14 protein-coding genes are annotated in these 24148 nt (G+C 68.2%); 5 read left to right on the top strand and 9 right to left on the bottom strand.

What is annotated here, in order from left to right:
- Positions 1-18: 18 nt before the first annotated feature.
- The 6 genes from ACWIHT_RS33920 to ACWIHT_RS33945 all read right to left on the bottom strand — a co-directional run bounded on the left by ACWIHT_RS33920 (position 19) and on the right by ACWIHT_RS33945 (position 14474).
- Positions 19-711, bottom strand: a complete 693-nt coding sequence (locus tag ACWIHT_RS33920; protein WP_456172137.1) for an RDD family protein — start codon at positions 709-711, stop codon at positions 19-21.
- A gap of 454 nt (positions 712-1165) precedes the next feature.
- On the bottom strand, positions 1166-1633 hold the full coding sequence (locus ACWIHT_RS33925; protein ID WP_456172138.1) for an SUKH-3 domain-containing protein: 468 nt from the start codon (positions 1631-1633) through the stop codon (positions 1166-1168).
- Between the two features lie 5 nt (positions 1634-1638).
- Positions 1639-8517, bottom strand: a complete 6879-nt coding sequence (locus tag ACWIHT_RS33930) for a polymorphic toxin-type HINT domain-containing protein (protein ID WP_456172139.1) — start codon at positions 8515-8517, stop codon at positions 1639-1641.
- A 65-nt stretch (positions 8518-8582) separates the two neighbouring features.
- A complete protein-coding gene (locus ACWIHT_RS33935; RefSeq protein WP_456172140.1) occupies positions 8583-12170 on the bottom strand; it encodes a LamG-like jellyroll fold domain-containing protein in 3588 nt (1195 codons plus the stop codon).
- A gap of 253 nt (positions 12171-12423) precedes the next feature.
- On the bottom strand, positions 12424-13032 hold the full coding sequence (locus ACWIHT_RS33940; protein WP_456172141.1) for a histidine phosphatase family protein: 609 nt from the start codon (positions 13030-13032) through the stop codon (positions 12424-12426).
- Positions 13029-14474 carry an FGGY-family carbohydrate kinase gene (locus ACWIHT_RS33945; protein ID WP_456172142.1) on the bottom strand — a complete coding sequence of 482 codons (1446 nt, stop codon included), beginning with the start codon at positions 14472-14474 and terminating at the stop codon, positions 13029-13031. Before ACWIHT_RS33945 ends, ACWIHT_RS33940 begins: the two co-directional genes overlap by 4 nt.
- Before the next feature lie 71 nt (positions 14475-14545).
- Between ACWIHT_RS33945 and ACWIHT_RS33950 the strand changes: the two genes are divergently transcribed.
- The 3 genes from ACWIHT_RS33950 to ACWIHT_RS33960 all read left to right on the top strand — a co-directional run bounded on the left by ACWIHT_RS33950 (position 14546) and on the right by ACWIHT_RS33960 (position 17541).
- Positions 14546-15589: a 2-hydroxyacid dehydrogenase gene (locus tag ACWIHT_RS33950; protein ID WP_456172143.1), complete on the top strand. Its 1044-nt coding sequence runs from the start codon at positions 14546-14548 to the stop codon at positions 15587-15589.
- Positions 15590-15813: 224 nt separating this feature from the next.
- The gene (locus ACWIHT_RS33955) at positions 15814-17235 is read left to right on the top strand and encodes an FGGY family carbohydrate kinase (RefSeq protein WP_456172144.1); all 1422 of its coding nucleotides are present in this window, start codon (positions 15814-15816) and stop codon (positions 17233-17235) included.
- Between the two features lie 72 nt (positions 17236-17307).
- Positions 17308-17541: a hypothetical protein gene (locus tag ACWIHT_RS33960; protein WP_456172145.1), complete on the top strand. Its 234-nt coding sequence runs from the start codon at positions 17308-17310 to the stop codon at positions 17539-17541.
- 47 nt (positions 17542-17588) lie between these two features.
- On the opposite strand, the gene ACWIHT_RS33965 is transcribed toward ACWIHT_RS33960, so the two are convergent.
- Positions 17589-18239 (bottom strand): mycothiol-dependent nitroreductase Rv2466c family protein, encoded by a 651-nt coding sequence (locus tag ACWIHT_RS33965; RefSeq protein WP_200715928.1) that lies wholly within the window; start codon positions 18237-18239, stop codon positions 17589-17591.
- A 150-nt stretch (positions 18240-18389) separates the two neighbouring features.
- Between ACWIHT_RS33965 and pepN the strand changes: the two genes are divergently transcribed.
- Entirely contained in the window at positions 18390-20990 is a 2601-nt protein-coding gene (gene pepN / locus ACWIHT_RS33970) for an aminopeptidase N (RefSeq protein ID WP_456172146.1), read from the top strand.
- A 292-nt stretch (positions 20991-21282) separates the two neighbouring features.
- Positions 21283-22320: a hypothetical protein gene (locus ACWIHT_RS33975; RefSeq protein WP_456172147.1), complete on the top strand. Its 1038-nt coding sequence runs from the start codon at positions 21283-21285 to the stop codon at positions 22318-22320.
- Positions 22321-22396: 76 nt separating this feature from the next.
- Here ACWIHT_RS33975 and ACWIHT_RS33980 read toward each other — a convergent pair whose 3' ends face one another.
- Together ACWIHT_RS33980 and ACWIHT_RS33985 are read right to left on the bottom strand one after the other, a co-directional pair.
- The gene (locus ACWIHT_RS33980) at positions 22397-23605 is read right to left on the bottom strand and encodes a glycosyltransferase family 4 protein (protein ID WP_456172259.1); all 1209 of its coding nucleotides are present in this window, start codon (positions 23603-23605) and stop codon (positions 22397-22399) included.
- 154 nt (positions 23606-23759) lie between these two features.
- Entirely contained in the window at positions 23760-24098 is a 339-nt protein-coding gene (locus tag ACWIHT_RS33985) for an ATP-binding protein (protein ID WP_456172148.1), read from the bottom strand.
- Positions 24099-24148: the final 50 nt, after the last annotated feature.

The following is a 24148-nucleotide window of genomic DNA, read 5'->3' on the forward strand; positions in this document are numbered from 1 at the left end:
CCCTGCCTCATCACTTCCTCATTCCGGTGCCACAGCCGCCGGCCACCGAACAACAACAGTGCGGGCGGCACGGTCGAATTGACTCACGTGGTACGAAGCACGGTCCTTGGACATCTGCGCCAAAAGGATCGCGCCGACCAAGATGTTCAGCACAGGGAGCGCCAGGAAGCCCCCACGATCGAACTCCCGAATGAACGCGTCCCTCCATGAGGGCGGGAGTGTCCCGTCCGACCACAGCCGAACAACTCGCAGCCCAAATATTCGCTTGCCGACAGTCGCACCCCACCAATGCACCATGGGCACGCAGTAGAACAGGCCGCCGGCCATAAACCCGACCGGCATAAGAACCACCAGTAGGGCGCCGTCAGTTGAAAGCACCACTGCGGCGAAGCCGAGGAACGCGAACACGGACGCGAACACTGTGTCCACCAAACGCGCCGCGATCCTTCGCCCGTGAGGGGCCAGCACCAACACCGGCCGGCCGGTCACACCCACTGCCGCACCCGAGTCCGCGACATACTCCACCAGCGCCCCGTCCGGCCGGGTTCCCCGCAGCGGATCCATGTCAGCCAGGTGATCTCTGTACCACTGCTTCCCCATCGTCCTGGAAACCACGGACGGGATCCTCTCGACACCATCACGGTTTACCGCGACCACGTCATGCACCCACTCCACTTTATTTTCAAGCCGCCCAGTCGGCTTACCGAGCACGGCTCCCACTCCTACACATTCCGAGAGGAGAGAAGTTCTCACGAAACCTCTCACTCAACCTGACCGATTCCTCGAATGAGTAGATACAAGCATCCACTGGTTCAATATCGAGAGACAAAGCCGGGGCCCGGGACACGGTCCTCCGAACTGACGATCGCCAGCCCCCCTCAATTCCTCCCAGATCTGGAGCGCCAATGGTTTTAAAGCGAACCCGACTCGCTCCAGAATTTCGACCCAGGCCGACGATTTTTACACCTACCCTTGCCGGATTTAATGCATCACGTGACCAATCTCACTTCATTCTCGCATTGCATAGCTTCTCGGATGCAGATTTGAGGTTTACTAACAGTGCGCGCCTTTCAGGCAAAGCCGAACCTGCTGCCCGCTGCGCCCTCGCATGCACTTGAGAAAAGTCGCACCACGCATCGTAAATCGATTCTAGTGCGGAACATTTTCACTGAAGCGTCCACTCACCCAATGAGACTGGACGGACTCCAGCCTTCATCATCGAGAACATCGCATTGCAATCTTCCCCATATTGGTAGACGGATGAATCGAACCCTGCATAGAACCTTCCACTACTTCCCGAATATACGGTCAGATGGAAGCTGTCCACTCCAATCGGGAACAGAGCGGTGCCGGCTACCTCTGCGCATCGGCGAGCCACGTCCGCATCACGGGGCGTGCACACGGGAGACGGATCGAAATGCGTCCAGCTTGAGACCCTCTCTCCAGCGATAACGAGGGCTGGACGGTGGTCGATCTTCAGGTCGAGATATTCACCCAAGAAGGTCGTTGCCTCCTCATGACAGGCGAAGCCCACACGCTCCAGACCTGCCACGATGGCATCTACTTCACGGCGCGCCCCAGCCACCGCCCAGCCAAACGAGCTGAGAAATTCCACTAGCTCCGACTCACGCATTCTTCTCACCTCGATAGGTCCATCGCTCCGCGTCGAACAAGAACACTCTGGCAGGATAGGCACGCCGCTTCCGGGACGCCTGTTGCACTGCGAACGGTCAAGAATTCGATGTCGCTCAATCGTAGCGAGCGTCCGACTTGATCCTCGAAATCGGCTCCATGTTCGGCGATGAGAGTATTGCAAGCCCGGATCTCTGCGCAGTTATCCGCTCCGCGGCCAGCGATCTGCCCACCATCCGCGAGAGCAGAATCAATCTCGGGCTCGAAATAGGCCGGGCTGGACGAATGTCCAGAGTGGCCAGTGGAAACCATATCGGTACCCCGGAACCGAGCTGCTGCGCTCATCGTGGCGTCCGCAGGCGCCGATTGCGCTGCGGCTCTAGCCTCAGATCCGCAATTGTGAACGAGGACCGGAGTGGCCCCCGCCAGCACATAGTACGTATGCGTGACAGAGACAGTCAGGTCGTGAGTGAGATGCTGATGGTGCCAGATCTTCACGGAAAAGATCGTGACGGCGGGACCTGAGGCTGTACGAAGTCGCATGCCAGGCTTGAGGTGACCGGCATCGATCCATGCTCCCTGGGACTCTGCCCAGAAGGGGTGGGTCACCGTAGCGACGATCTTCGATGATTTGCCGCCAGCGCGGATCGTGATGGTGGCGAAGTCCTTGTCGTCCTTCGTCGTGATCAGTTTCTTGACGGTACGAGCCTGGGTCTTCCCGGTCTCGGGGTCGGTGGCCCTGACCTTGTCGCCCTGCTTGATGTTCTTGATCTGCTTCTCGTGGCCGTCGGCCATGAGCACCTTTGTCGCGGGCAGGAAGCTGTGAGTACAGCCGCTGGCACCGCTCTTGGGCGCTGCGGTGTCCGCGCGTGCACCGCCCCTGGACGCGCCGGAGGCAGCAGTGCTTTCCGCCGCGTTGTCAGCCGCCTTGGCGCCGGAACTGGTCGCCGCCTTGGAGGCGGCGGCCGTTTCGGTTCCTTCGGCGACGGCTGCCGCCCCCGCGCCGGCGATGGCCGATGATCCGAGGACGACAGCGCCGCCTTGGCTGATGGCCCCGACGGATGCCCCGACCGCTGCAGCGCCGAGACTGCCTGCTTCGGCCCCCGCTGTGAAGCCTTCGGCAGCGGCCCCGAGGACGACCCCGCATCCGCCGACCGTTCCGACAACACAGGCGACCACTCCGACGACGACCGCTGTGGCCACGACAGCAGCGATCACCGGGTGCCGCTGGATGGTCTCGTAGGTCTTGTGCGCGATGTGGGACACATGGCAGGAGAGGGACCACCCGCAGCTCTTGTGGGAACTGCCACCACCACTGTGGTGGGTGCCGTTGTTGCCCCCCGAGCCGTCGAGAGCCTTCGCCGATTCCGTACCGTCGCCGCCGCCCGTTGTGGGCACGTTCATGAGCCCGGTCGGGTCGCTGCCGGTGATCGGGTTGTTGGCCGCGTAGGTGTAGCCGTCGATCTGCTGGGCGTCGGCGAGTTCGAGGACCGGGTCGTCGGAGACGAAGCGGCCGATCGTCGGGTCGTACTCGCGGGCGCCCAGGTGGGTGAGGCCGCTGGTGGTGTCCTGAACGCCGTTGACGAAGCCCTTGTCGCCCAGCCAGGTGGTGGATGTGGGCTGCGTGCCGCGGGCGTTGCCGAACGGGTCCAGGCGGCGGCGCGTCGCCGTCTGCGTTGTGGCGTCGACGGCCGTTTCCGCCGTGTCGTGCGCGTCCGTGACCTGCCACTGGAGGCTGCCCGTGCTGGAGCGGACCGCGATGGTCTGCCCGCCCCAGCTGTAGTAGCGGGTACCCGTGGTCGTGCTCGTGCCCTTGGCCAGGTGGACCTCGGTGTCGCCCAGGTAGAGCGTGGTGCCGGAGGCGTCGCGGGAGAGCAGTCGGTTGCCGTCCGCGTCGTAGAGGTACGACGCCGATGTGCCGTCCGCGTTGGTGACCTTCGCGAGGTGGCCTTCGGCGTCCCAGTCGAGCATCTGCGTCGTGCCGTTGAGGGTCCGGGTGTGGGTGTTGCCGGACGCGTCGTACTTGTACGAGTCGGTGGTCGTCGTACTGCCCGTGACCGTCGTCGACGAGGTCAGCGTGTGCGGCTGGTCGGCGCCCGCCGGAGGGTAGACGTACGACGTCGTGGTGTCGGAACTGCCCGATGTCGTCGCGTGGTTCGTCTGCTTGTCGCGGTTGCCCAGGTCGTCGTAGTGGTAGCTCTGCCAGTACGGCGCCGGGCCGCCGAGGACGGCTGTCGACGGGTCGGCGGAGCAGCCGTCGGTCGCGGTCCACGCCTCGGAGAGGCGGTCGTGGCCGTCGTAGCGGTAGCACTGCACGTCGTCGGTGGCGTCGGCGTGTGTGGCGACCTTGGTGGGGTTTCCGGCGTCGTCGTAGCTGTAGGCGGTGTCCTGGACGGGTGCGGTGTGCGTGTCGTCCGTGACCAGTTCGCGCTGCAGGCGGCGCGTGCCGTTCTCGTAAGTGTTCGTGATCTGGAGCCACTTGGCGGAGTCGGCGGAGGAGACCCCCAAGGTGATCTTGTCGACGTCGCTCAGTTTGGTGTAGCCCGTGTTCTGCACGTAGCCCGTCGCGCCGCTGAGCGTTGTCGGCATGCTCAGGTCGTTGTAGCCGTACTCCAGTGACTCGGAGGGCAGACCGCCGGCCGCCGGATCCGAGGTGAGCTGGACGGTGCCGTCGAGGTTGTAGCCGATTGTCGACGAGTAGGTGCCTGCCAGTGCCTCTTCGCCCGTGACGGAGGGGATGACGACCCGGGTGACGGTGGGCCGGTACAGGGAGTCGTAGGCGCCGACCTGGCTGATGTAGGCCTTGCCCGAGGTGCCCGAGCCACCGACGTAACGGATGGACGAGGTGGGCTGCCCCTTCAGCAGGGAGTCGTAGGTCCACTTGGTGAGCTGGTGGTCGGTGTCCTGGGTGGTGCCGTCGTACATCCCCGTCTTGCGGCCCAGCACGTCGTACGTGTAGCTGAGCGTCTTCTCGTCGCTGGTATCGACGGCCGTGGTCGTGGAGGTGACCTGGTCCAGCTCGTTGTACACCGTGCTGGACGTGCCGGCGTCCGGGTCCGTGGAAGTGGTCTTGCGGCCCATCAGGTCGTAGCCGTACGACCAGGTGTTGCCGTCGTCGTCGACGACCTCGTGCAGTCGGCTCTTCGCGTCGTAGTGGTACTTGATGGATGTGTAGGTGCCCGTCGGGGTGCCGTTGTCGTACTGACGGGTCTCGGTGGTACGGCCGAGGGTGTCGGTCAGGGTCGTGGTGGCGATGCCGCCATGGGGCGGGGTGACCGTGATGCGGTCGCCGCCGTATGCCGTGGAGGTCGTCCAGCGTTTGGTGCCGAGGGCGTAGAAGTCGGCCGCCGTGGCACGGCCAGCGCCGTCGTACGTGGTCAGCGTCTGGGACGGGACTGTCGAGGTGATGCTGACCAGGCCTCCCGACGCGGAGGTGGCGTCGGAGTAGTCGGCGTCCGACTCGACCGCCAGGCCGCGGCTGTCGTACTTCGTCTCCGCGATCACCCGGCCGCCACCCGGTGCGGGGGTCTGTGTCTGGCGGGGGCGCAGCATCGCGTCGTACAGCGAGTACGTGGTGTCGTACGTCGTGCCGTCGTTGTTGAGTTTGCCGGTGGAGACCGCCGAGGCCGCGGTGTTGGAGAGCGAGTAGGTGTAGACGAGGCTCGCGGTCTGCTTCGAGGCCTTGGAGCGGTTGGCCAGCCACAGGGCTGTCACGCGGCCCAGGCCGTCGTACGTGTAGTCCGTCCTCCTGTTGTTCGGGTCGACGACCGAGGTCGCGCTGCCGCGTGCCGGGTCGAAGGTCGTCGTGGTCGCGTACCCCTTGGCGTCCGTGGTGACCGTGCTGGTGAGCGGGCCGCCCGTGGCTGGGGTGTAGGCGGTGGTGCTGACCGTGTTCTGGTCGGTGTCCTTGACCGAGTCGACGCGGCCCTGGGCGTCGTAGTGGCTGGTCGAGACGGTCTGGTAGACCGGGCTGCCGCTGTTGTACGCGGACAGCCGCTGGGTCGAGGTCTCGTCACCGAGCGTCGGGGCGGTTCCGTACGCCTGGTTGTCGTAGAGGGTGCGTACGTCCGAGATCACGTCGTCGGGACGCTTGGTGGTGGCGTCGCATGCGACGTCGACTGTCTCGACCCGTACGGGGAAGGCCATCAGCCAGTTCGTGGTGTTGTTCGCGAGCGTGGTGCTTGTGCACTGCTCGTCGCCGGTCACGGCGGTGTCGCCGGCGTCGTCGACGAACGTGGCCGCGCCGGTCGTGCCGTCGTAGGTCGTGGTGACCGAGGTGTTCCGGGTGCCGCCCGAGGAGAGGTCCGTGCGGGTACGGACAGTCAGGGGCCGGGTGAAGGTGGCGTTCCGGGTGCCGTCCGTGGCGGTCTGGTGGATCCACTGGTCGGTGATCGTGCCGGACACCTCGGCGCTGCCGTTGTACGTGATCGCCTCACGTATCGCACCGGCCAACGGGTCGGAGTCGGTGACCGAAGTCCCGGTGGAATCGGTGACCTTGGCGCTGCGGGTGGTGCCGTCGGACTGCTTGTCGCCGTCCATGCCGCGGAAGTAGGTGGTGACCGTCCTGGTGCGAGTGGACTGGGCGTCACCCGATGTCGTGGTGACGCTGCCGTAGCCACGCCACTGGGACCAGGTCTTGCGCTTGGCCGGAGCGGTGACGTTGTCGCTGTCGTAGTGCCAGGCCGGAGACCCGTTGTAGGTGTAGTCGGTCTCCTTCAGCGGTGCGCCACCGGTCGGGTCGGACTCCGTGATCTGGGTGACAAGGTACTTGTGGAACCAGTCGAGTTGGGGGTCCGCCGTGAACGGTGGCTGCCAATACGTCGGGAAGCAGCGCAAGTTGTCCGAGTCCGGGCTGCCGGGCATCGTGGTGCCCGCGACGCACTGGGTGTCGGAGTAGTTGACGGTGAGCATCGAACCGGTCTCCGAAGTGACCGTCCGCAGCCGCCACTTGACCAGTGCGGCGATGTTGTCGTGCGTGGTGTCGACCCTGTTGAAGAGTTGGACTCCGGCGAAGGTGACCGGCGGCATGGCGGTGGTCGAACCGTCCTTGCCGGTGCGGGTGATGGACTTCAGCCACAGGCCCGCGGAGGTGCCGTCGCCCGGATCCGGGAAGGACTGGGCGAGCGCCCAGCTGTCGACGTCCCGGTAGCCGGGTGTGGCCAGACTCGCGTCCCAGACACTGGTGTTGACGCCGGTCAGGCGCTTGCGGGAGAAGAACGTGGGACCGGTCGCCGTACACACCTTGCCGGAGGCGCAGACCTGGTCGAACGGCACGTCCGGCCAGTGTGCGGCCGTGGTGGAGGTGAGCGAGGAGCAGTCCTCGCCGCTGGCCACCAGACAGCGTTCGGCGGTGGTGAAGGTGGCTTTCTCCGGAGCGGTGCCGAAGACGGTGGAGGAGGTGATGCCGTAGTCGATGCGGCTGAGGTAGCCGCCGCGGTCGTAGGCCGTGCCGTTGTCGGTCGTGGTGCCGTTCTTGGCGTAGTAGTTGGTCTCCTTGGTGTACCAGTACGACATCGCGTTGCCGTGCGGGTCCACGACGTAGTCCAGGTTCCAGCGCCAGGCCTGGGTCAGCGCCCGGCCGGAGAACGCGGTGCCCTGGTCGTAGCCGGGCTCGCCCGAGTCGTCGCCGAACACCGGGACCGTATCGGTGGAGTTGGTGACGGCGGCCCCTGTTGTCCAGCCCGGAAGGCGGTTCTTGCCGAAGACGTACTGGGTGCCGTCCTGCGTGGTGACGGTCCAGTACTCGCCGTCATTGTCGCCGTTGGTGGCCCCGGTGGAGTGGACGACCCGTTCACCGTCGTCGGTCTTGGGGTGCCATTCGCCGGAGCTGGTCTTGATCAGGGGGCTGGACTTGCCTCCGAGGATCAGGGTGGCGTTGTCGTTCGCCCAGCATTCGTCGTTCTTGCCGCTCTGGCCGTCGTCGTCGCAGGAGTCGTACGAGCGCTCGATGTAGGAGGTCGAGAGGTCGAAGCCCTCACCGACCCAGGACGGTTGGTTGTTGGTGGACGGCAGGCGGCCGTCGACGCTCTGGGAGTCGTACGTGATGGCCAGGTTGGGGGCCGGGCCGCCATTGGACGGAGGTACGGACAGCGGGTACGACCAGGTGAAGTCGCCGCTGGAGCCGCCGGCGTTCCAGGCTGCCGACGGGTTGAGGGAGGTTGCCTGGTAGGAACCCGCGCCGGACTTGGCGTCGGCGGTCGCGGCAAGAGTCGTCACTGCGGAAGCACTGACCGAGGTGGTGGCGGTCAGCGTGTGGTGCTCGACATCGTTCTGAGTGGCCACGGGAGTTGTGTTCCGGCACTTCTTCACCGTTGGGGTGGTCAGCGCGCAGTCGGGCAGGCGCACCAGGGAGAGCCGTGAGGCGTAGTCGCCGCCGTAGGCGTTGGCGAAGCCGGAATAGTCCAGGGTCAGCCGGGTCCTGCCGTCGGCCTTGCTCCCGTCGGCGCGGGTCAGGGAGAGCACGGTGCCGTGGATGCCGAGGTCGGTCGCGGTGTTGTGCGCCGCCACCCGGACCGCCACCTTGGCCGGGGCCGTGCCGGTGGTGGGGGCGCTCAGCTTGAGGGGCAGTCTGCCCACCGCGGTCGTCTTGGCGAGGGTCGGCCTGTCCGCCACGGACAGGGTGACGGAGGATGCCGTGGGCCAGACCGTCGCCTTCGCGAGTTCCGTGGCGGTACGGGCGGCAGCCGCTTTGGCCGGGTCGTTCTTCGTGACGCTCTTGGCCTTGAAGGCCACCGCGGTGCCGTCCTTGGCCGCCGGCACGGGCACCGTGTTGTGCCCGTGCCGCTCGGTCGCCCACACGGCCGGGGCAGTGCCCAGCCCCGTCGCCACCAGCGCGCTCGCTGTGACAGCGACGACCCACAGCCGTGTCCGCCGTAGCCCACCCATGACTGCACTCCCCGTTGTTGAAGGTCTGTCGATCCCGTGCCGGCGTTTGTGCGGCCCGTCGGCCGCTACAGCGGCTGAGGCAGTTCGTTGACGTACATCTGGTCAATGGCGGTGTCGGACGTGACGCCCGTCCACACCCGTACGTCGTCCACGAGGCTGTCGGCGTAGTCGCTGTACACACCCGTACTGATGCGTCCGCGACCGATGTTGAAGGTCCCGGTGGCCTGCCAGGGGGCGTCGAAGACGATGCCGTCGCCGGTGTCGTTCTCCGTGTCGGTGTCGCCCTGGGCTCCCTGGCGATTGCCGTTGACGTAGAGGAACAGCTGATGGTGGGCACCGTCGTAGACGCCCGTCAGGAACGTCCATTCGCCCGGATCGACCAGTTGGGCCGAGGCGATGTCGGCCGGAACCTTGACGACGGTTCCCGTGGTGGCGTCCGCGGTGGTCCGGCCGAAGACCCACATGCCCTGTGTGGAACCCGCGGCCTGGTCGTACCACAGGCCCCACGAGTCGCGTACACCACCGGATTGAGTGGCGATCCTCATGTGGTGGGCCACGGAGGTGTCGGCCAGCGCCGTCGCGTCGAGTCTGGCCCAGGCCGCCACCGTGAAGTCGCCCTGGGAGTCCACGATCGGACCGGCGGCGGTGGCGTTGGCCGCGGAAGTCCCGTTGAGGGAAAGGACGTTGCCCCTGCCGCCGTCGATGTCGTCGGTCCAGCTGCCGCCGGCTGCGACGGTGGCGGCATGGCCGTATCCGGAGGAGTCGGAGGCGCTGGTACCCGAGGTCTCGTCCAGACCCCACTCCGCGGCGAGGGCGGGCTGTGCCTGACCGCTGGTCGCGTCGGCCATCGCCTCAAGGTCGGCGATCTCCTCATCGGACAGGATCCGGTTCCAGGTGGTCACCTCGTCGATCTGACCCGGGAAGTAGTCGGTGAAGGCGGCGCCCGCCTGACCCCGCGCCATCTGTAGTCCACCGGTCGCCTGCCAGGGGGTGGTGAAGGCGACCGGATCACCCTGAGGTACACCGTTGACGGACAGTTGGATGGTCTGTTGCTGCGCGTCGTACACACCCATCAGATGAGTCCAGACGCCGGCTTCGGGAGTCATGGTCGAGATCGAGCGGACGATCGTCGGCGACGCGGAGTCGGAGGTGTACCGGTTGAAGATCCATGCCTGGTATGCCGTCGAGTAGTACAGGGCGAACGCCGAACCATTGACGCCGGACTGGGCGACGGCGACAGCGTTGTGGGAGGTGCCCGTCAGCCTGGCCCAGGCGGAGACGGTGAAGCTCTTGGTCGTGTCCAGCGCCGAGGACGTTGTGGCCGCGTAGGCCGAAGTCCCGTCGCCCTGCAACGCCTTGCCCAACCGCGCCTTGCCTGACCAGGTCGCTCCGCCGGCGAGACCGGCGCCCTTGCCTCCGACGGAGTCGGCCGCCGTGGTACCGGTGCCCTCGTCCATCGACCACTTGCCGACCGGCCCGGCGCCCGGCGCGACCTTGAAGAAGTATGTGTAGCTCCGCGACGAGTTCCCGGCCGAGTCCCAGGTCTGGACGGTGAGGGAGTTCACTCCGCGTACGTCGGGAACGAGGGTCTGGGTGAAACTGGTGGTGGCCGTTGTGAACGTCTTGGTCCGCACCGGGTTGTCGTTCAGCTGGTACGTGTACTTGACGACGTCGGACGCCCCGTTGGCCTTGAAGGTGAACGAGCCGGGCACACCCACTCCGTCATAGGGTGTGCACACGTCTGGTGTGTCCGGGGCGGCGCATTCCCCGTACGCCGACGAGTCGATGTCCGGAGGCACGGGCTTCGTCGAGTCGATTTTGAACCAGCACCCGGAGGACCAGCCCGAGTACATGTACCTGGTCGTGCCGTTGAAGGAGTACTTGTACTGGGTTCGGGCGCGGAACCAGTACGTCTGCCCGTCGGTCAAGGTCCCGGTCGTCCAGGTCCCCGCCGTCCCGGAAGTCGTCCACGCGGACGGACTGCCCGAACCGGCCGACGGATCGGTGGTGTTCGCGTCGTACTTGTACACCTCGAAGTTCGGCCGCAGGGTCGACTGCGAACCATCCGCGGACTTCGGCGCTGCCGTGAGCGTGGGGGTCTTGTCCGAGATGGCGACAGCGGTGGCCTGGGTCGAGGCACAGGCAAGGTTCGGGCTGGACATCTTCACAGCAGTCGGGGTACTGGGCTTGGACACGAAGGTCACCGACAACTTGGGCTTCTGATCCGACGGTGAGGCGAACTGCTTCCAGGCGACCGCGTCACCCTCGTCGCTGGCCCGCAGGCCTAGCGTGGTGGTCGCCGTCGCCTGTCCCGCGGTGTACTTGACCGCGTCCGTTGCGTCGAACTCCACGTTGTCGCCCGGGCAGGAGGAGGAGTAGCCCTTGGCGGTCGTCACGGTGTCGACGCGCGACCACCAGGAGAGCGGGGTCGCCCACGTCGTCGACGACGAGATCGAACCGGTACGCCACAACTCGACCGGCTTGTCGGTGCAGTTCGCCGACCACACCTCCAACGGGGTGAAGGACGCCGCCAGAATCGTCTTGTGGCCCAGAGCGTGCGTGTCGAACTGGTACAGCGAGCGGGCCTTCTTGTTGTCCACCCATGCGTCGTAACCGACACCCAGAGCATGCGAGGTCTTCCAGAAGGACGTCCCCGTCGCGCTCGACCACACCGTCGTCCACCCCGACAACGAGGCGCTCGTCGTCTGGGGGTCCAGCACCACGGGGTAGGTGGTGTCGGGGTCGTCGAGGAACGACTGGTCCGGCTTCAGGGTCAGTGCGTCGTCCGAGACAGTCACGTCCATGACCGTCGCCTTGGCCCCGGGAGCAGGGCCGTCCAACACATTCCGGTCCACGTCCGCGGCCTTGACCGACGTCTCCGTGACGGCGTGCGCCGCCTTCGAGCCCGCGCCGGCACTCGGCCCGGTCGCCGTCGACGAGTCGTACATCACCGCGTTGCCCGTGGTGAAGACGGACCGCCCGTGATCATCCAGGAGCGCCGCTCCACCGGTATGTGTGTCATACGCGGAGAGACCGTCGGCCGAAACGGGGAAGCGGATACTCGACAGATCCGCGGTCTGCGCCGCAGCCCGGGACTTCACCACGAGGTTCTCGCTGAAGCCGTCCGGCGTGGCCTGCACGACCAGGTCTGTCCCGGACATGACATCCGAGTAAGTGGCAGTGGAACCGGACAGCGTGGGCACCGGCAGCTTCCACGGCGAACTGACGCTGTACGTCTTGCCGCCCTGCGAGATCGTCGCGAGGGGAGAACTCGAACCACCCCGGGAAAAGGTGATGTCCGCCGCAGCCGCCTTCGGCGCCAACTCACCTGAAGGCGTTATCTCCAGGGCCGTGTCGACGGGCACCCACCCGGACCCCTGCTTCACCCGCACCGGGCCCGGATCGAACTCGGCCGTGAAGGTGCCATCCGGCTGAGCCGTCACCAGTTGCGTAGGGGTCGTTTCCTCACTCACCTCGACGGGCGAGCCGGACTCGGCGGCCTTCTGCGAGGCGGACGCTTCGGGAGACAGGCCGTCGGCACCGACGTTCGTCGGCGAAACGCCCCGAGCATCCGCGGCAACCGCGTGCGTGGCGCCAACTCCCAGCACCTGCACGATCAGAGCAGATGTGACCAGCAGACCCCGGCCGCGCATCGCACGCCTGACGCACCCCCTCGCGCCGACAGAACGGCGCACCCCAGTCCACCCCATGTCCCCCACCCCGTACTCACAGGTTCCTTACAGCCGGGTGATCGAACCTCACGGGATTACTTCATGTCAACCATTTACCAACAGGAACGAACTGGCCGAATCAAGCCGTGAGTTGACCTCACTTCAGTAAAGGAAAATTCAAGCACTCACCATCAACTGCCCCTTGGGCAGTCAACAAACGAACAGAGTATGCCCCTTACACACAAGGCACGTTGAGCGACAGCAGAGCGCTCTCCCCCCGCCCCATGCGAATTTCGGACACAGCCGCGTTCCGCAGCATGGGAAAAACGCGCCGGTATTCACCGAGCGGAATCGACAGCAATCGACACAGAACCAAACGCAGCAAGGTGTTGTGGGCGACGACCAGGACACGCCCGCCGGAGTGCGCGGCGGCGATGCGGTGCACAGCGGCCGCGCCGCGCGTTGCCGCTGCCGTCGGGTCCTCCGACTCCGGGAACGGATACGCCACCGGGTCGGCCCGGAAGGCATCCGCCGCCTCCCGATTCTCCGCCGCGAACTCTGCGAGCGTACGGCCCTCCATCACCCCGAAGTCGCATTCGGTCAGGGCCGGTTCGGTGTGCGGAGTGATGTGCAGGGCTCGGGCGGCGGGGGCCGCCGTGAGGACGGCTCGGGACAGCGGGGACGTCCAGATCGCGTCGACCGGATGCGCGGCGGCCCAGCGGCCGAGGGCCTCCGCCTGGGTGACGCCCGTGTCCGTCAGGGCGACGTCGCTGATGCCGGCGTAGCGGTTCTCGGCGTGCCAGACGGTCTGGCCGTGGCGGGCCAGGAGAAGGGTGGTGGTCATGAGGCGTCGGTCTCCAGGTTCAGCCGGTCGAGGGCGTGTGCCGCGACCGGTGCGGGCAGCCAGCCCCGTGACTCCAGTTCGGCCACGAGACGGGCGTACGGCTCCATGAAACGCTCCGTGCGGGCGGGATCGGGTTCGAGGACCGTGCGGATGCGGACCATGCGCTCGGCCGCCTCCGCGAGCGGAGTCCCGGTCGTTCCATGGACCGCCAACACCGCCATCCCCAGGGCCGGTTCGATCTGTTCCGGCACTCGGGCCGGGCGTCCGAGGACGTCGGCGCGGAGCTGGTTCCAGTACGCGCTGCGGGCCGCGCCGCCCGTGAAGGTGAGCGGCCCGTCTATCGGAGCGCCCAACTGGTGCAGGTAGTCGAGGCACAGGCGCTCGGTGAACGCCACTCCCTGAAGCACCGCCGCCCAGCCGTCCGCCTCCGAAGCCGGAGTACCGAGCGTGAGGGCGGTGGCCTCCGGGGCGAGAAAGGGGAACCGCTCGCCGGGCGAGGTGAGGGGATAGGCAAGCGCACCCGACGGTTCGTACTCGGCAGCCCGCCTGTCCATCTCCACCGGATCCACCCCCGCCGCCAACGCTCCCGCCCCCACGCTCGACGCCCCGCCCGGCAGCCAACTCCCGTCCGGCGCACGGTGGTTGTAGACCACCCCGGCACTGTCCCGGACGGGCCTCGCGGACGCCCCCTTGAGGACCAGCGTGGTGCCGAGCACCGAGTTCCAGGAGCCCTCGTACAACGCCCCCGAGGCGATCTGGGCCGCGCAGCCGTCCGTCATCCCGGCGATGACCGGCGTACCGACGGGAATCCCCGTAGCTTCGGCGGCGGCCCGACACACCTCCCCCAACCGAGCACCGGGCCGGACCACCTCCGGCAACACGTCACCCAGGTAAGCCAGTTGGGACGGCCAGACCTCCCCCTCCGCGTCGTAGCCCGTCTTGAGGGCATGACTGGAGTCGGTCGGGACCACCATCCCCCTCCCACCCGTCAACCGGGCGGTGATGACGTCGGGTTGATGGGTGATTCTCCCCCTCCCATAGGCCTCCACCAACCACAACACCTTCGGCAGCGCCCAACTCGGCTGCATGCCCACCCGCGCCGCCTCCTCCACCGCGCGCCCGTCGTCGTACATCACCCCCGGCGTCAGCGGACACCCCGCGCTGTCCGTCAGCAGCACAGTCCCCGAGGTGCCGCACACCGCGAGCCCGTCGAGCCGTACGCCCGCTGCCTCCTGCCCCGTCAAGGCAACCCTGGCCGCGACGCACACCGCCTCCCACCACTCCCCCGGGTCCTGCTCGTGCCGCACTCCGTCCCGGTGGCCGGTCAGCGGGGCGGTGCCGGCGCCGAGGACCCGCCCGTCGCCAGTGACCAGCAGCGCGCGGACGCTCTGCGTGCCCAGGTCGATGCCCAGCCACGCCCCACCGTCACCCTCGAACATCATCCGGACCTCCCACAGGGGTTACGCATTCGGCATTCCCCGTTCATCGTGGCAAAGAGGGAGGGAGCCCCACGATGACCGAGACCCTGCGTGTCGTCGCCGCCGGTGACCATTTCGTCCTGCCGTCGCTGATCACTTCCGCGATCTCCGAGGAACTGCGCGAACACCCTTTCAACGTAAGCGAGTTGACACTCGGCTGGCCCCTTGAACCCTTCGGGCGGGTAGCCGAGGTCGAGGAGGCGAGCGACGCCGAGGACGAGTTGATCAAAGCCTTACGGAGCCGCCAGGCCCAAGTCCTGGTCACCCAGATGGGGCCGGTCACCGAGCGCGTCCTCGCGGCCGCCTGCCCCGATCTCCAGCTGGTCGTGGTGTGCCGCGGCGGCCCCGTCAACGTCAACCTCGACGCAGCGAAGACCCACGACGTACGGGTGTGCTTCGCCCCCGGCCGCAACGCCGCCGCCACCGCCGAGTTCACCGTGGGGACGATGCTGGCCGTGCTCCGCCGTATCCCGCAGGCACACGAACTCCTTGCCGGACAAGGGAGTTGGGAGGCCGGGGCCGCCTACTACACCTACGAGCACAGCGGGTTGGAACTGGAGGACCTGCCGGTCGGACTCGTCGGCTACGGCGCGGTCGGCAGCCGCGTGGCCCGCGTCCTCTGCGCCTTCGGCGCCCGCGTGATGGTGTACGACCCTTATGTGCACGGCGAGATCCACGGACTGCGCGTCGCGACGCTGGACGAACTCCTGCGCCGCTCCCAGGTCATCACCCTGCACGCCCGCCTGACCCCCGAGACCCGCGGCCTGATCGGCCCCCGGGAGCTGGCATTGCTGCGCCCCGGCGCGGTCGTGGTCAACGTCGCGCGGGGCCCCCTCCTGGACGAGGAGGCACTGTGCGACGCCCTGGAGAGCGGCCAGGTGTCGGCAGCGGCCCTCGACACCTACACCCACGAGCCACTACCCACCGCATCACGCCTGTTCGGCCTGGCCGACAGGCTGGTCCTCACCCCTCACCTGGGCGGCGCCTCCCGCGCCGTAGCCGAAAAGGCGGCGCGAATAGCGGCAGAGGAAGTGGGCCGCTGGGCGCGAGGAGAGCCTCTTTCCCACCAACTCCGGTGAGGGCCCACCCACTTGCACTGTCCCCACGCCACCGGCCGAGAGGGCGCCGTAGGGGCGCGCCGGTGTCGAGAGGTCCAGCGCGCGGAGGCGCGCAGCGCCGAGCACGGTGGGGCTCTCGACACCGGCTTAAGGCGCCCCGTAGGCGACCGAACCAAAAGAGGTGCGCGCGACGGCGCCTTTTCAACTCAGCCCGACTTGAGCATTACCACCCAGCAGGAGGCCCCATGTACATCGGAATCGACGTAGGCACCTCCACCGTAAAAGCCGCCGCCTTCGACACCACCGGCCACCAACTCGCCGTAGCCTCCCGCCCGGTGGCCCTGTCCATGCACGGCGGCTACGTAGAGCAGGACATGGACGAGGTCTACGCCGCGGTAGTCGCCGTACTCGACGACGTCACGTCGGCCACAAGCGACCCCGTAGAACTGGCTGGCCTAACCGGCCAAGGCGACGGTGTCTGGCTGGTCGACGCAACTGGCCGCCCCATCCGCCCCGCCGTGTCCTGGATGGACGGCCGGGCGCACGAACTGCTCGACCAGTGGCTGGCGGACGGCACCTTCGAGACGGTGTTCCGGCGCACCGGAAGCGCGATGTTCCCGGGCTGCCCAGGCCCGGTGCTGGCCTGGTTCGAGGCGCACGAGCCCAAACCACTGGACGCGGCGGCGCATGCCCTGTTCTGCAAGGACATGGTCTTCCAGCGACTCACGGGAGTCCTTGCGGGAACCGACGTCTCAGACGCGTCGATGCCGTTCCTCAACCCGAAAACACGGACCTACGACAACGGTGTCGTAGAACTCCTCGGCCTGACCCGCCGTCGGCGCCTGCTGGCCCCGGTCAGCGACCCGATCGCGACAGCCACCACCCGCGGCGAGGGGCTGCCCGCGGGCACCCGCATCGCGAACGGCCCGTACGACCTCCCCGCCTGCGCACTCGGCGCGGGCGTGACGGAACCCGGGGACGGTCTCCTCATCGTCGGCACCTGCCTCGCGAGTCTCGTCGCGACCACGAACCTCGACCTCTCCGGCGAACCGGCCGGCCTGTACATCTCGCTCGACCGCCCCGGGCACTGGTTGCGCGCGATGCCGGCGATGGTCGGGACAGCCGCCCTGGACTGGGTGCTGTCGACGACGGGCGTCCGGCACGAAGAGGTGGACGCGCTGCTCACCGCGACCCCGCCCGGCGCGAACGGCGTGCGGGTGCTGCCGTACTTCGCGCCCTCCGGTGAGCGCGCGCCCTTCGTCGAACCGCGCCTCCGCGCCGAACTGACCGGTGTCTCCCTGGAGTCGACGCCCGCCGATCTGATCCGGGCGACCTGCGAGGGCATCGGTTACGCGGCCCGGCACTGTCTGGAGGCGGCGGGCCTGACGGGTTCCCTCGCGGTGTGCGGCGGCGGTACCCGCAGCCCGGCCTGGATGCGGCTCCTCGCCGACGTCCTGGGCCGCCCGTTGCGGGTGGTCGAGGGCGAGGTGGGCGCGCGGGGCGCGGTGCTCGCGGCGGCCGAACGCCATGGGGTCCCGCTGGACACGACGGCCTGGACGCGACCGACAGAGGTGATCGAACCGGACACCGGACGAGCCGCGCACTACACGAAGGGATACGAGGACCACCTCGGTCGTCTGGCGGCGGCGCGCAGGCGGAGCCGGTGATTTCGGGGGCGGGCGGCTGCGATTCGCGGTGTACTACCGGCCTGTCCCACCCCGTGCGGCGAGGAGGAGTTCATGGCGGTACTTCGACGGTGGTGCCCGAACTGTCTCGGGTGGCACGACTTCCAGAAGATGACCGACGCCGAGAAGGCGGCCGTCCGCGAGGCGAAGGGGCCCCGGCACTACGTGGGTGATCTGTGGCGCTGCGCGGTCAAGGGCTGTGTGCGGTACCAGCCGGCGTACAACGCGCGAGGCGGCGGCGATCTCCCCGAGAAGTTCCGTGAGGAGAAGGCCGCCGCCCCGGAGTGAGCGCCGCTGCGCTCGGAAGTTGCCGAGGTGCCGTGCCTACAGGTTGCCTACAGGTTGCTGAAGTCCGGCCCCTTGGTGCGCGAGCGCTTGATCTCGTAGAAGCCGGGGACGGAGGCGACCGCGACAGTCCCGTCCCACAGCCGTGCGGCCTCCTCGCCCTTGGGGGCGGGGGTGACGACCGGGCCGAAGAAGGCGATCTGCTCGCCGTCGGGGCCGGGGACGGCGATGACGGGGGTGCCGACGTCCTGGCCGACCTTGTCGATGCCCTCCTTGTGGGAGGCGCGCAGCTCGGCGTCGAACTCGAAGTCCTCCTGGTCGGCGTAGTCGATCAGGTCGGCGGGCAGGCCGACGTCCGCGAGCGCGCCGGCGATGGCCTCGACGGTCGGGCCCTCGCCGTTGTTGTGGATGCGGGTGCCGAGCGCGGTGTAGAAGGGGCCGAGGGCGTCCGCGCCGTGCTTCTGCCAGACGGCGGTGACCACGCGGATCGGCTTCCAGGCCTTGGTGGCGAGCAGCTCGCGGTATTCCTCGGGCAGTTCGTCGAGCTTGGGCTCGTTGAGCACCGCCAGGCTCATGATGTGCCAGCGGACCTCGATGTCGCGGACCTTCTCGACTTCGAGCACCCACCGGGAGGTCATCCAGGCCCAGGGGCACAGCGGGTCGAACCAGAAGTCCACGGGGGTCTTGGCGGTCTCAGACATGACGCTCCTCGGAATACGGCCGTTTCCTCACCGCAACACCGCCCCTCGCCACCTCATTCCCGGGTGCCCGCGGTCAGGGGCACATGGCAGGATCGGCCCTGACCGCACTGCGAACACCGTTGATCGAACACCATCCGAGGGAGTGCCCCCGTGCCCGGTGAGAATCTGTCCCGCGACGAGGCCCGGGAGCGGGCCGCACTGCTGTCCGTCGACGGGTACGACGTGTCCCTCGACCTGCGCTCGGCGGTGGGTGACGATGCCGGCGGCGAAGGCCCCCGTACGTTCCGCTCCGTGACCACGCTCCGCTTCCGCTGCGCCGAGCCGGGCGCGACGAGCTTCGCGGACCTGATCGCACCGGGCGTGACCGCGCTGTCGCTCAACGGCAAGGACCTCGATCCGGGCGAGGTCTTCGACGGCTCGCGCATCCAGCTGGAGGACCTGGCGGCGGAGAACGAGCTGATCGTCGACGCGCGGTGCGCGTACTCGCGTACCGGCGAGGGCATGCACCGCTTCGTCGACCCCGAGGACGGCGAGATCTACCTCTACACCCAGTACGAGCCCGCCGACTCGCGCCGGGTCTTCGCCAACTTCGAGCAGCCGGACCTCAAGGCGCCGTTCCGCTTCGAGGTGCGGGCGCCCGAGGGCTGGACGGTGTGGAGCAACGGCGCCGGTGAACTGGCCGACGGCGTATGGCGGTTCGCGGAGACGAAGCCGATCTCGACGTACATCACGGCGTTCCTCGCGGGCCCGTACCACTACGTCACGGACTCCTACTCGCGCACCTTCGACGACGGTACGACGCTGGAGATCCCGCTCGGCGCGATGTGCCGCAAGGGTCTGGCGCCGTACTTCGACTCGGACGACGTGTTCCTGGTGACGAAGCAGGGTCTTGACTTCTTCCACGACCACTTCGACTACCCGTACCCGTTCGGGAAGTACGACCAGGCGTTCGTGCCCGAGTACAACCTGGGCGCGATGGAGAACCCCGGACTGGTCACGTTCCGCGAGGAGTTCATCTTCCGGGGGAAGGTGACGCGGGCTTCGTACGAGAGCCGGGCGAACGTCATCCTGCACGAGATGGCGCACATGTGGTTCGGCGACCTGGTCACCATGGAGTGGTGGGACGACCTGTGGCTGAAGGAGTCCTTCGCGGACTTCATGGGGGTGTTCGCGAGCGTCGGCGCGACCCGTTTCTCCGACGCGTGGATCAGTTTCGCCAACCGCCGCAAGGCGTGGGCGTATCGCGCGGACCAGTTGCCCTCCACGCACCCGATCACCGCCGACATCCGCGACCTCCAGGACGCGAAGCTCAACTTCGACGGCATCACGTACGCCAAGGGGGCTTCCGTACTGAAGCAGTTGGTGGCGTACGTCGGGCAGGACGCGTTCCTGGAGGGCGCGCGCCGCTACTTCAAGCGGAACGCGTACGGCAACACGCGTCTCGGTGACCTGTTGTCGGTGCTGGAGGAGACGAGCGGCCGGGACATGGCGTCCTGGTCGCGGTCGTGGCTCCAGACGGCCGGGGTCAACTCCCTCACTCCGCAAGTGGTGTTGGACGTGGAGGGCGGCCGGATCGCCGAGCTGACGGTGCTTCAGGAGGCGGCCGGGTCGCACCCTGAACTCCGTCCGCACCGGGTGGTCGTCGGCCTCTACCGGACGGAGAACAAGCGCCTCGTCCGGTACGAACGCGCCGAGGTGGACGTCGACGGTCCGCGCACGGTCGTAGTGGAGCTGGCGGGTGCGGACGCGCCGGAGCTGGTGCTGGTCAACGACGAGGACCTGACCTACGCCAAGACCCGTTTCGACGCGGTGTCGTTGGCGACTCTGCGGGACCGGCTCGGGGCGCTGACCGATCCGATGGCGCGTGCGCTGTGCTGGTCGGCGCTGTGGAACATGACGCGGGACGCGCTGCTGCTCGCGCCGGACTTCATCGACCTGGTGATGCAGTTCGGGCGTCGGGAGACCGACATCGGTGTGCTCCAGATGCTGCACGCGTGGGCGAACTCGGCGCTGGTCAACTACTCGCCGCCGTGGTGGCGCGAGATCGGCGCGGAGATGCTGACGCACATCGCGGAGCGGGATCTGCGCGGCGCCGAGCCCGGCAGTGAGCAGCAGCTGGCCTGGGCGCGTTTCTACGCGTCGGTGGCGTCGGCGCCGGAGGAACTGGCGCTGTTGCGGGGCTTGTTGGACGGCACGGAGAAGATCGAGGGCCTGGTCGTGGACCAGGAGCTGCGCTGGGCGTTCCTGGAGCCGCTGACCGCGCACGGGGTCGCCGACGAGTCGGTGGTGGCCGCCGAGCTGGCCCGGGACGACACCGCGTCCGGCAAGCGGCACCAGGTCCGCTGTCTCGCCGCCCGCCCCTCGGCGGCGGTCAAGGCGCAGGCGTGGGCGCAGGTCGTGGAGTCGGACGCGCTGTCCAACGCGTTCGTCGAGGCGACGATCGCGGGCTTCGCGCAGCCGTCGCAGCGGGAGTTGCTGGCGCCGTACACGGAGAAGTACTTCGCGGCGATCGAGCGGGTGTGGGCGGAGCGGTCGATCCAGATCGGCATGGATGTGGTGCGGGGTCTGTTCCCGGCGTTCCCGACGCCCGAGGACGGTCGGGCGACGCTGGCCGCGACGGACGCGTGGCTGGCCTCGCACGAGGGGGCGGCGCCCGCCCTGCGCCGGCTGGTGCTGGAGTCGCGGGACGATCTGGCGCGGGCGCTGCGGGCGCAGGAGGCGGACAACGAGGGCCGGGGCGATCAGGGCTGACGGACCTGACCCTTGGCCTGCGTTCCGGGCGGTGAGCGCTGGCCTGCGTCCGGGCGGCGAGCGCTGGCCTGCGTTCCGGGCGGTGATCGTTGGCCTGCGATTCGTCGCTCCGTGACCGTTACCGAATACAGGTAATCGCAGCCGTAACCCCTGGTCCGTCCCATCCGGACCAGGGGTTTTCGGTGCCTACTCGGCATCCGAACGCCTGTCCTTTAGTGCCATATCGTCCGGATTTGTCGACGGGCGTGTAACAGCGGTTAGGGAGCGGATCCGGCGCGGGAAACCCCGTTGCATGAACCACAACACCCCCCTCTCCCCCCGCCCCCTCAGCCACCTCTCCGAGGTGCACCGCCGGGTTCTGACGACGGCTCAGCTCCGGGCGCACGGTGTCCCGGCCGCCGAGGTGAACGAGCAGTGCCGGCCCGGCGGCCCCTGGCAGCAGTTCCTCCCCGGTGTCGTCCTGCTGCACTCCGGTCCGCCCACCGGCGAGGAGCGGCTGCACGCGGTGCTGACGTACGCGGCGCGGGAGCGGACGGCTGGTGTCCCGGTCCAGCCCGGCGCGGAGCAGCCGCACCGGCCGACGTACGCGGAGACGATGGTCACGGGCCTGGCCGCGCTGGTCCTGTACGGCTTCGCGTCGGCCGGGCAGCTCGCCTCCCTCGACCACATCGACGTCCTGGTCCCCCGGATGCGCCGACTGCGTTCCACGGGCTGCGCCCGCATCGTCCGTACGGCGGCGCTGCCCGCCGCGCGGCAGGTGAAGGGCGTGCCGGTGGCCCCGGTGCAGCGCGCCCTCGCGGACGCGGTGGCCGGGCTGTCGGACGCGAACGCGGTGCGCCGGATGCTCACCGAGGCGGTACGCGGCGGGCACTGCGAACCGGCCGCGGTGGTACGGGAGTTGAACGACGCGAAGCTGCTGAGCCGCCCGCACGTGGTGGACGCGGTGGACTCGCTGCTGGCGGAGGGCCGCGCGATCGCCGAGGACCGCCTCTACCGGATGGTGAGCGAGTACGGCCTTCCCGACCCGGTGTGGAACGTGGACCTGCGGCTGCCCGGCGGCCCGCACCTGGGCGGCCTGGACGCGTACTGGCCCGAGCAGGCGGTCGCCGTAGAGCTGGACACGCGCGCCCCTCGCCAGGACGAGGACGCGCTGTGGTCGGAGTACGCCCGCAAGCGCGAGCACCTGGAGCGGCTCGGCATCACGGTCGTCCACATCACCCCCAGGAAGCTGCGTGACGGGCTTGAGCAGCAGGCGGCGGTGGTCCGTACGGCACTGATGGCGGCGGCGGACCGCGATCCGGCCGCGTATGTCGTGGTGCTGCCCCGGTAGTGACGGACCGGGGCGGGATCAGGAGGGGAGAGGAGGGGCCACCGGGGGGTCGGTGGTCCCTCCTCGTATGTTCCGTCTACAGGGGTTCGGGCAGGGGTGGCGGGGCCGCGGTGGTGCTCGTGTGTCCCGCGTGCAGGCCGTCGATGAGGGCGGCGTAGGAGGCGATCATGCGCGTACGGCTGAAGCGTTCGCGGCTGCGGGCGTGGGCCTTGGCGAACTCCGCGCGGCCGAGGACCGCCTCGGTCCAGGCCGACGCGATGGCGTCCGGGTCGGGGGGTGTGATGATGCCGTGCCCGGCGACGATGGAGGCGCTGTCGCCGATGTCGGTGGCGACGGGTACGGCCCCGCACATCATCCCCTCGATGAGGCAGAGCGGCGCGGCCTCGCCGAACGACGAGGTCAGCGCGACGACGTCCGACCCGGCGTAGACGGTCTCCATGTCCCGCCGCACACCGAGCAGATGAAGCCGAGAGGCGAGTTGTTCCCTCTCCGCCCCGAAGGCGGCGTCGATGTCGGCGGCGAGGGCGGGCTGGTTGTCGCCGGTCATGCCCGTGCCGCACATGACGACGTGGCCGGCGGGTTCGCGTCGTAGCCACTCGTGGGCGGCGCCGAGGAAGAGCGGGATGTTCTTCATCGTGGCGTAGCGAGCGGCGAACACCACGACGGGAGCGGTGTCCGGAATCCCCAGGGAGGCGCGGAACGCGAGCCGCCGGGCCGGGTCGGGCCGGAAGCGCAGCAGATCGACGCCGTTGGGGATGACGTGGAGGACCTCGGGCGGGATGCCGGCGGCCTGGTAGGCGTCGCGGGTGGACTCCGCGCAGCAGACGCAGGCGACGACCTTGCCGTCGGCGATGGCGGCCTTCAGTTCGTCGAGGGCGGCACCCTGGTGTTCGGGGTCCGAACGGTGCAGGCACACGACGACCGGGCGGCGCGGCAGGCCGCCCTGGTTGAGCAGGGTGAGCGGCTGCTCCTTGAGCGACAGGACGACGTCGGCGCCGGCGAGGGCGCGGGCCGCGTCGGCCAGCTCGGGTCCGGTGAAGCCGGTACTGACCTGCCCCTCACCACCGCCGAAACTACGCCCGAGGGTGGAGACGCCGACCCCGGCCGCGGTCAGCTGTTGATAGCAGGCATCGTTCTCCATGGCCTGCCGGGTCGCTTCCCGATGGACTTCGCCGTGGATGCTCAGCACCGAATGATGCTGGCCGCCCTCCACCAGTCCCAGAACGACGTCGCTGTGGACGATTCGGGCTCCTCCGGAGAAGAAGCCCTCGTAGACCGACAGCACGTGCAGTTCGTGTCTAGCGCGCACACGACCACCCGCCTTGCGTATGAATCGAGCCATCCCCGTGAACAGCGGGTTAGCCGTTATGAGGCGGCACGGAGATTTCGCATGAATGAACTCGGCGTCTCGTGTCTGAGTCCGGTTGGTTATCCCAGGGTCAATTGGTGGCGAGGCGGGCGCGGACGGTCTTGCCGACGTCGTCCCGCGGAAACCGGTCAAGTGACTCGGACACCCCGGAAACGACCAGAAGCCCGCGCCCGCTCTCCCCACCGGGGTCCTGCTTCACCACGGGAAACTCCAGCACCGGCTCCGACACATCGATCGTCAGCACGGATTCCTTTTCTTCGTCTACGGCGACCCGCGGCCAGACCTCGTGCCCGGGGAGCCGCCCGTGCCGTACCGCGTTGGCGACGAGCTCGGAGGCGACGGGGTCATGGGGTAGCTCATGGACCAGTCGGGGGTGGGCATGGGGGTCCTTTCGGGAGGGGGTGCCCAACCACGGTGACGGGGTTGCCGGTTGACCTGCAATCGAAACCCGCTCGAATA

It is taken from the genome of Streptomyces sp. NPDC002276, assembly GCF_053891435.1.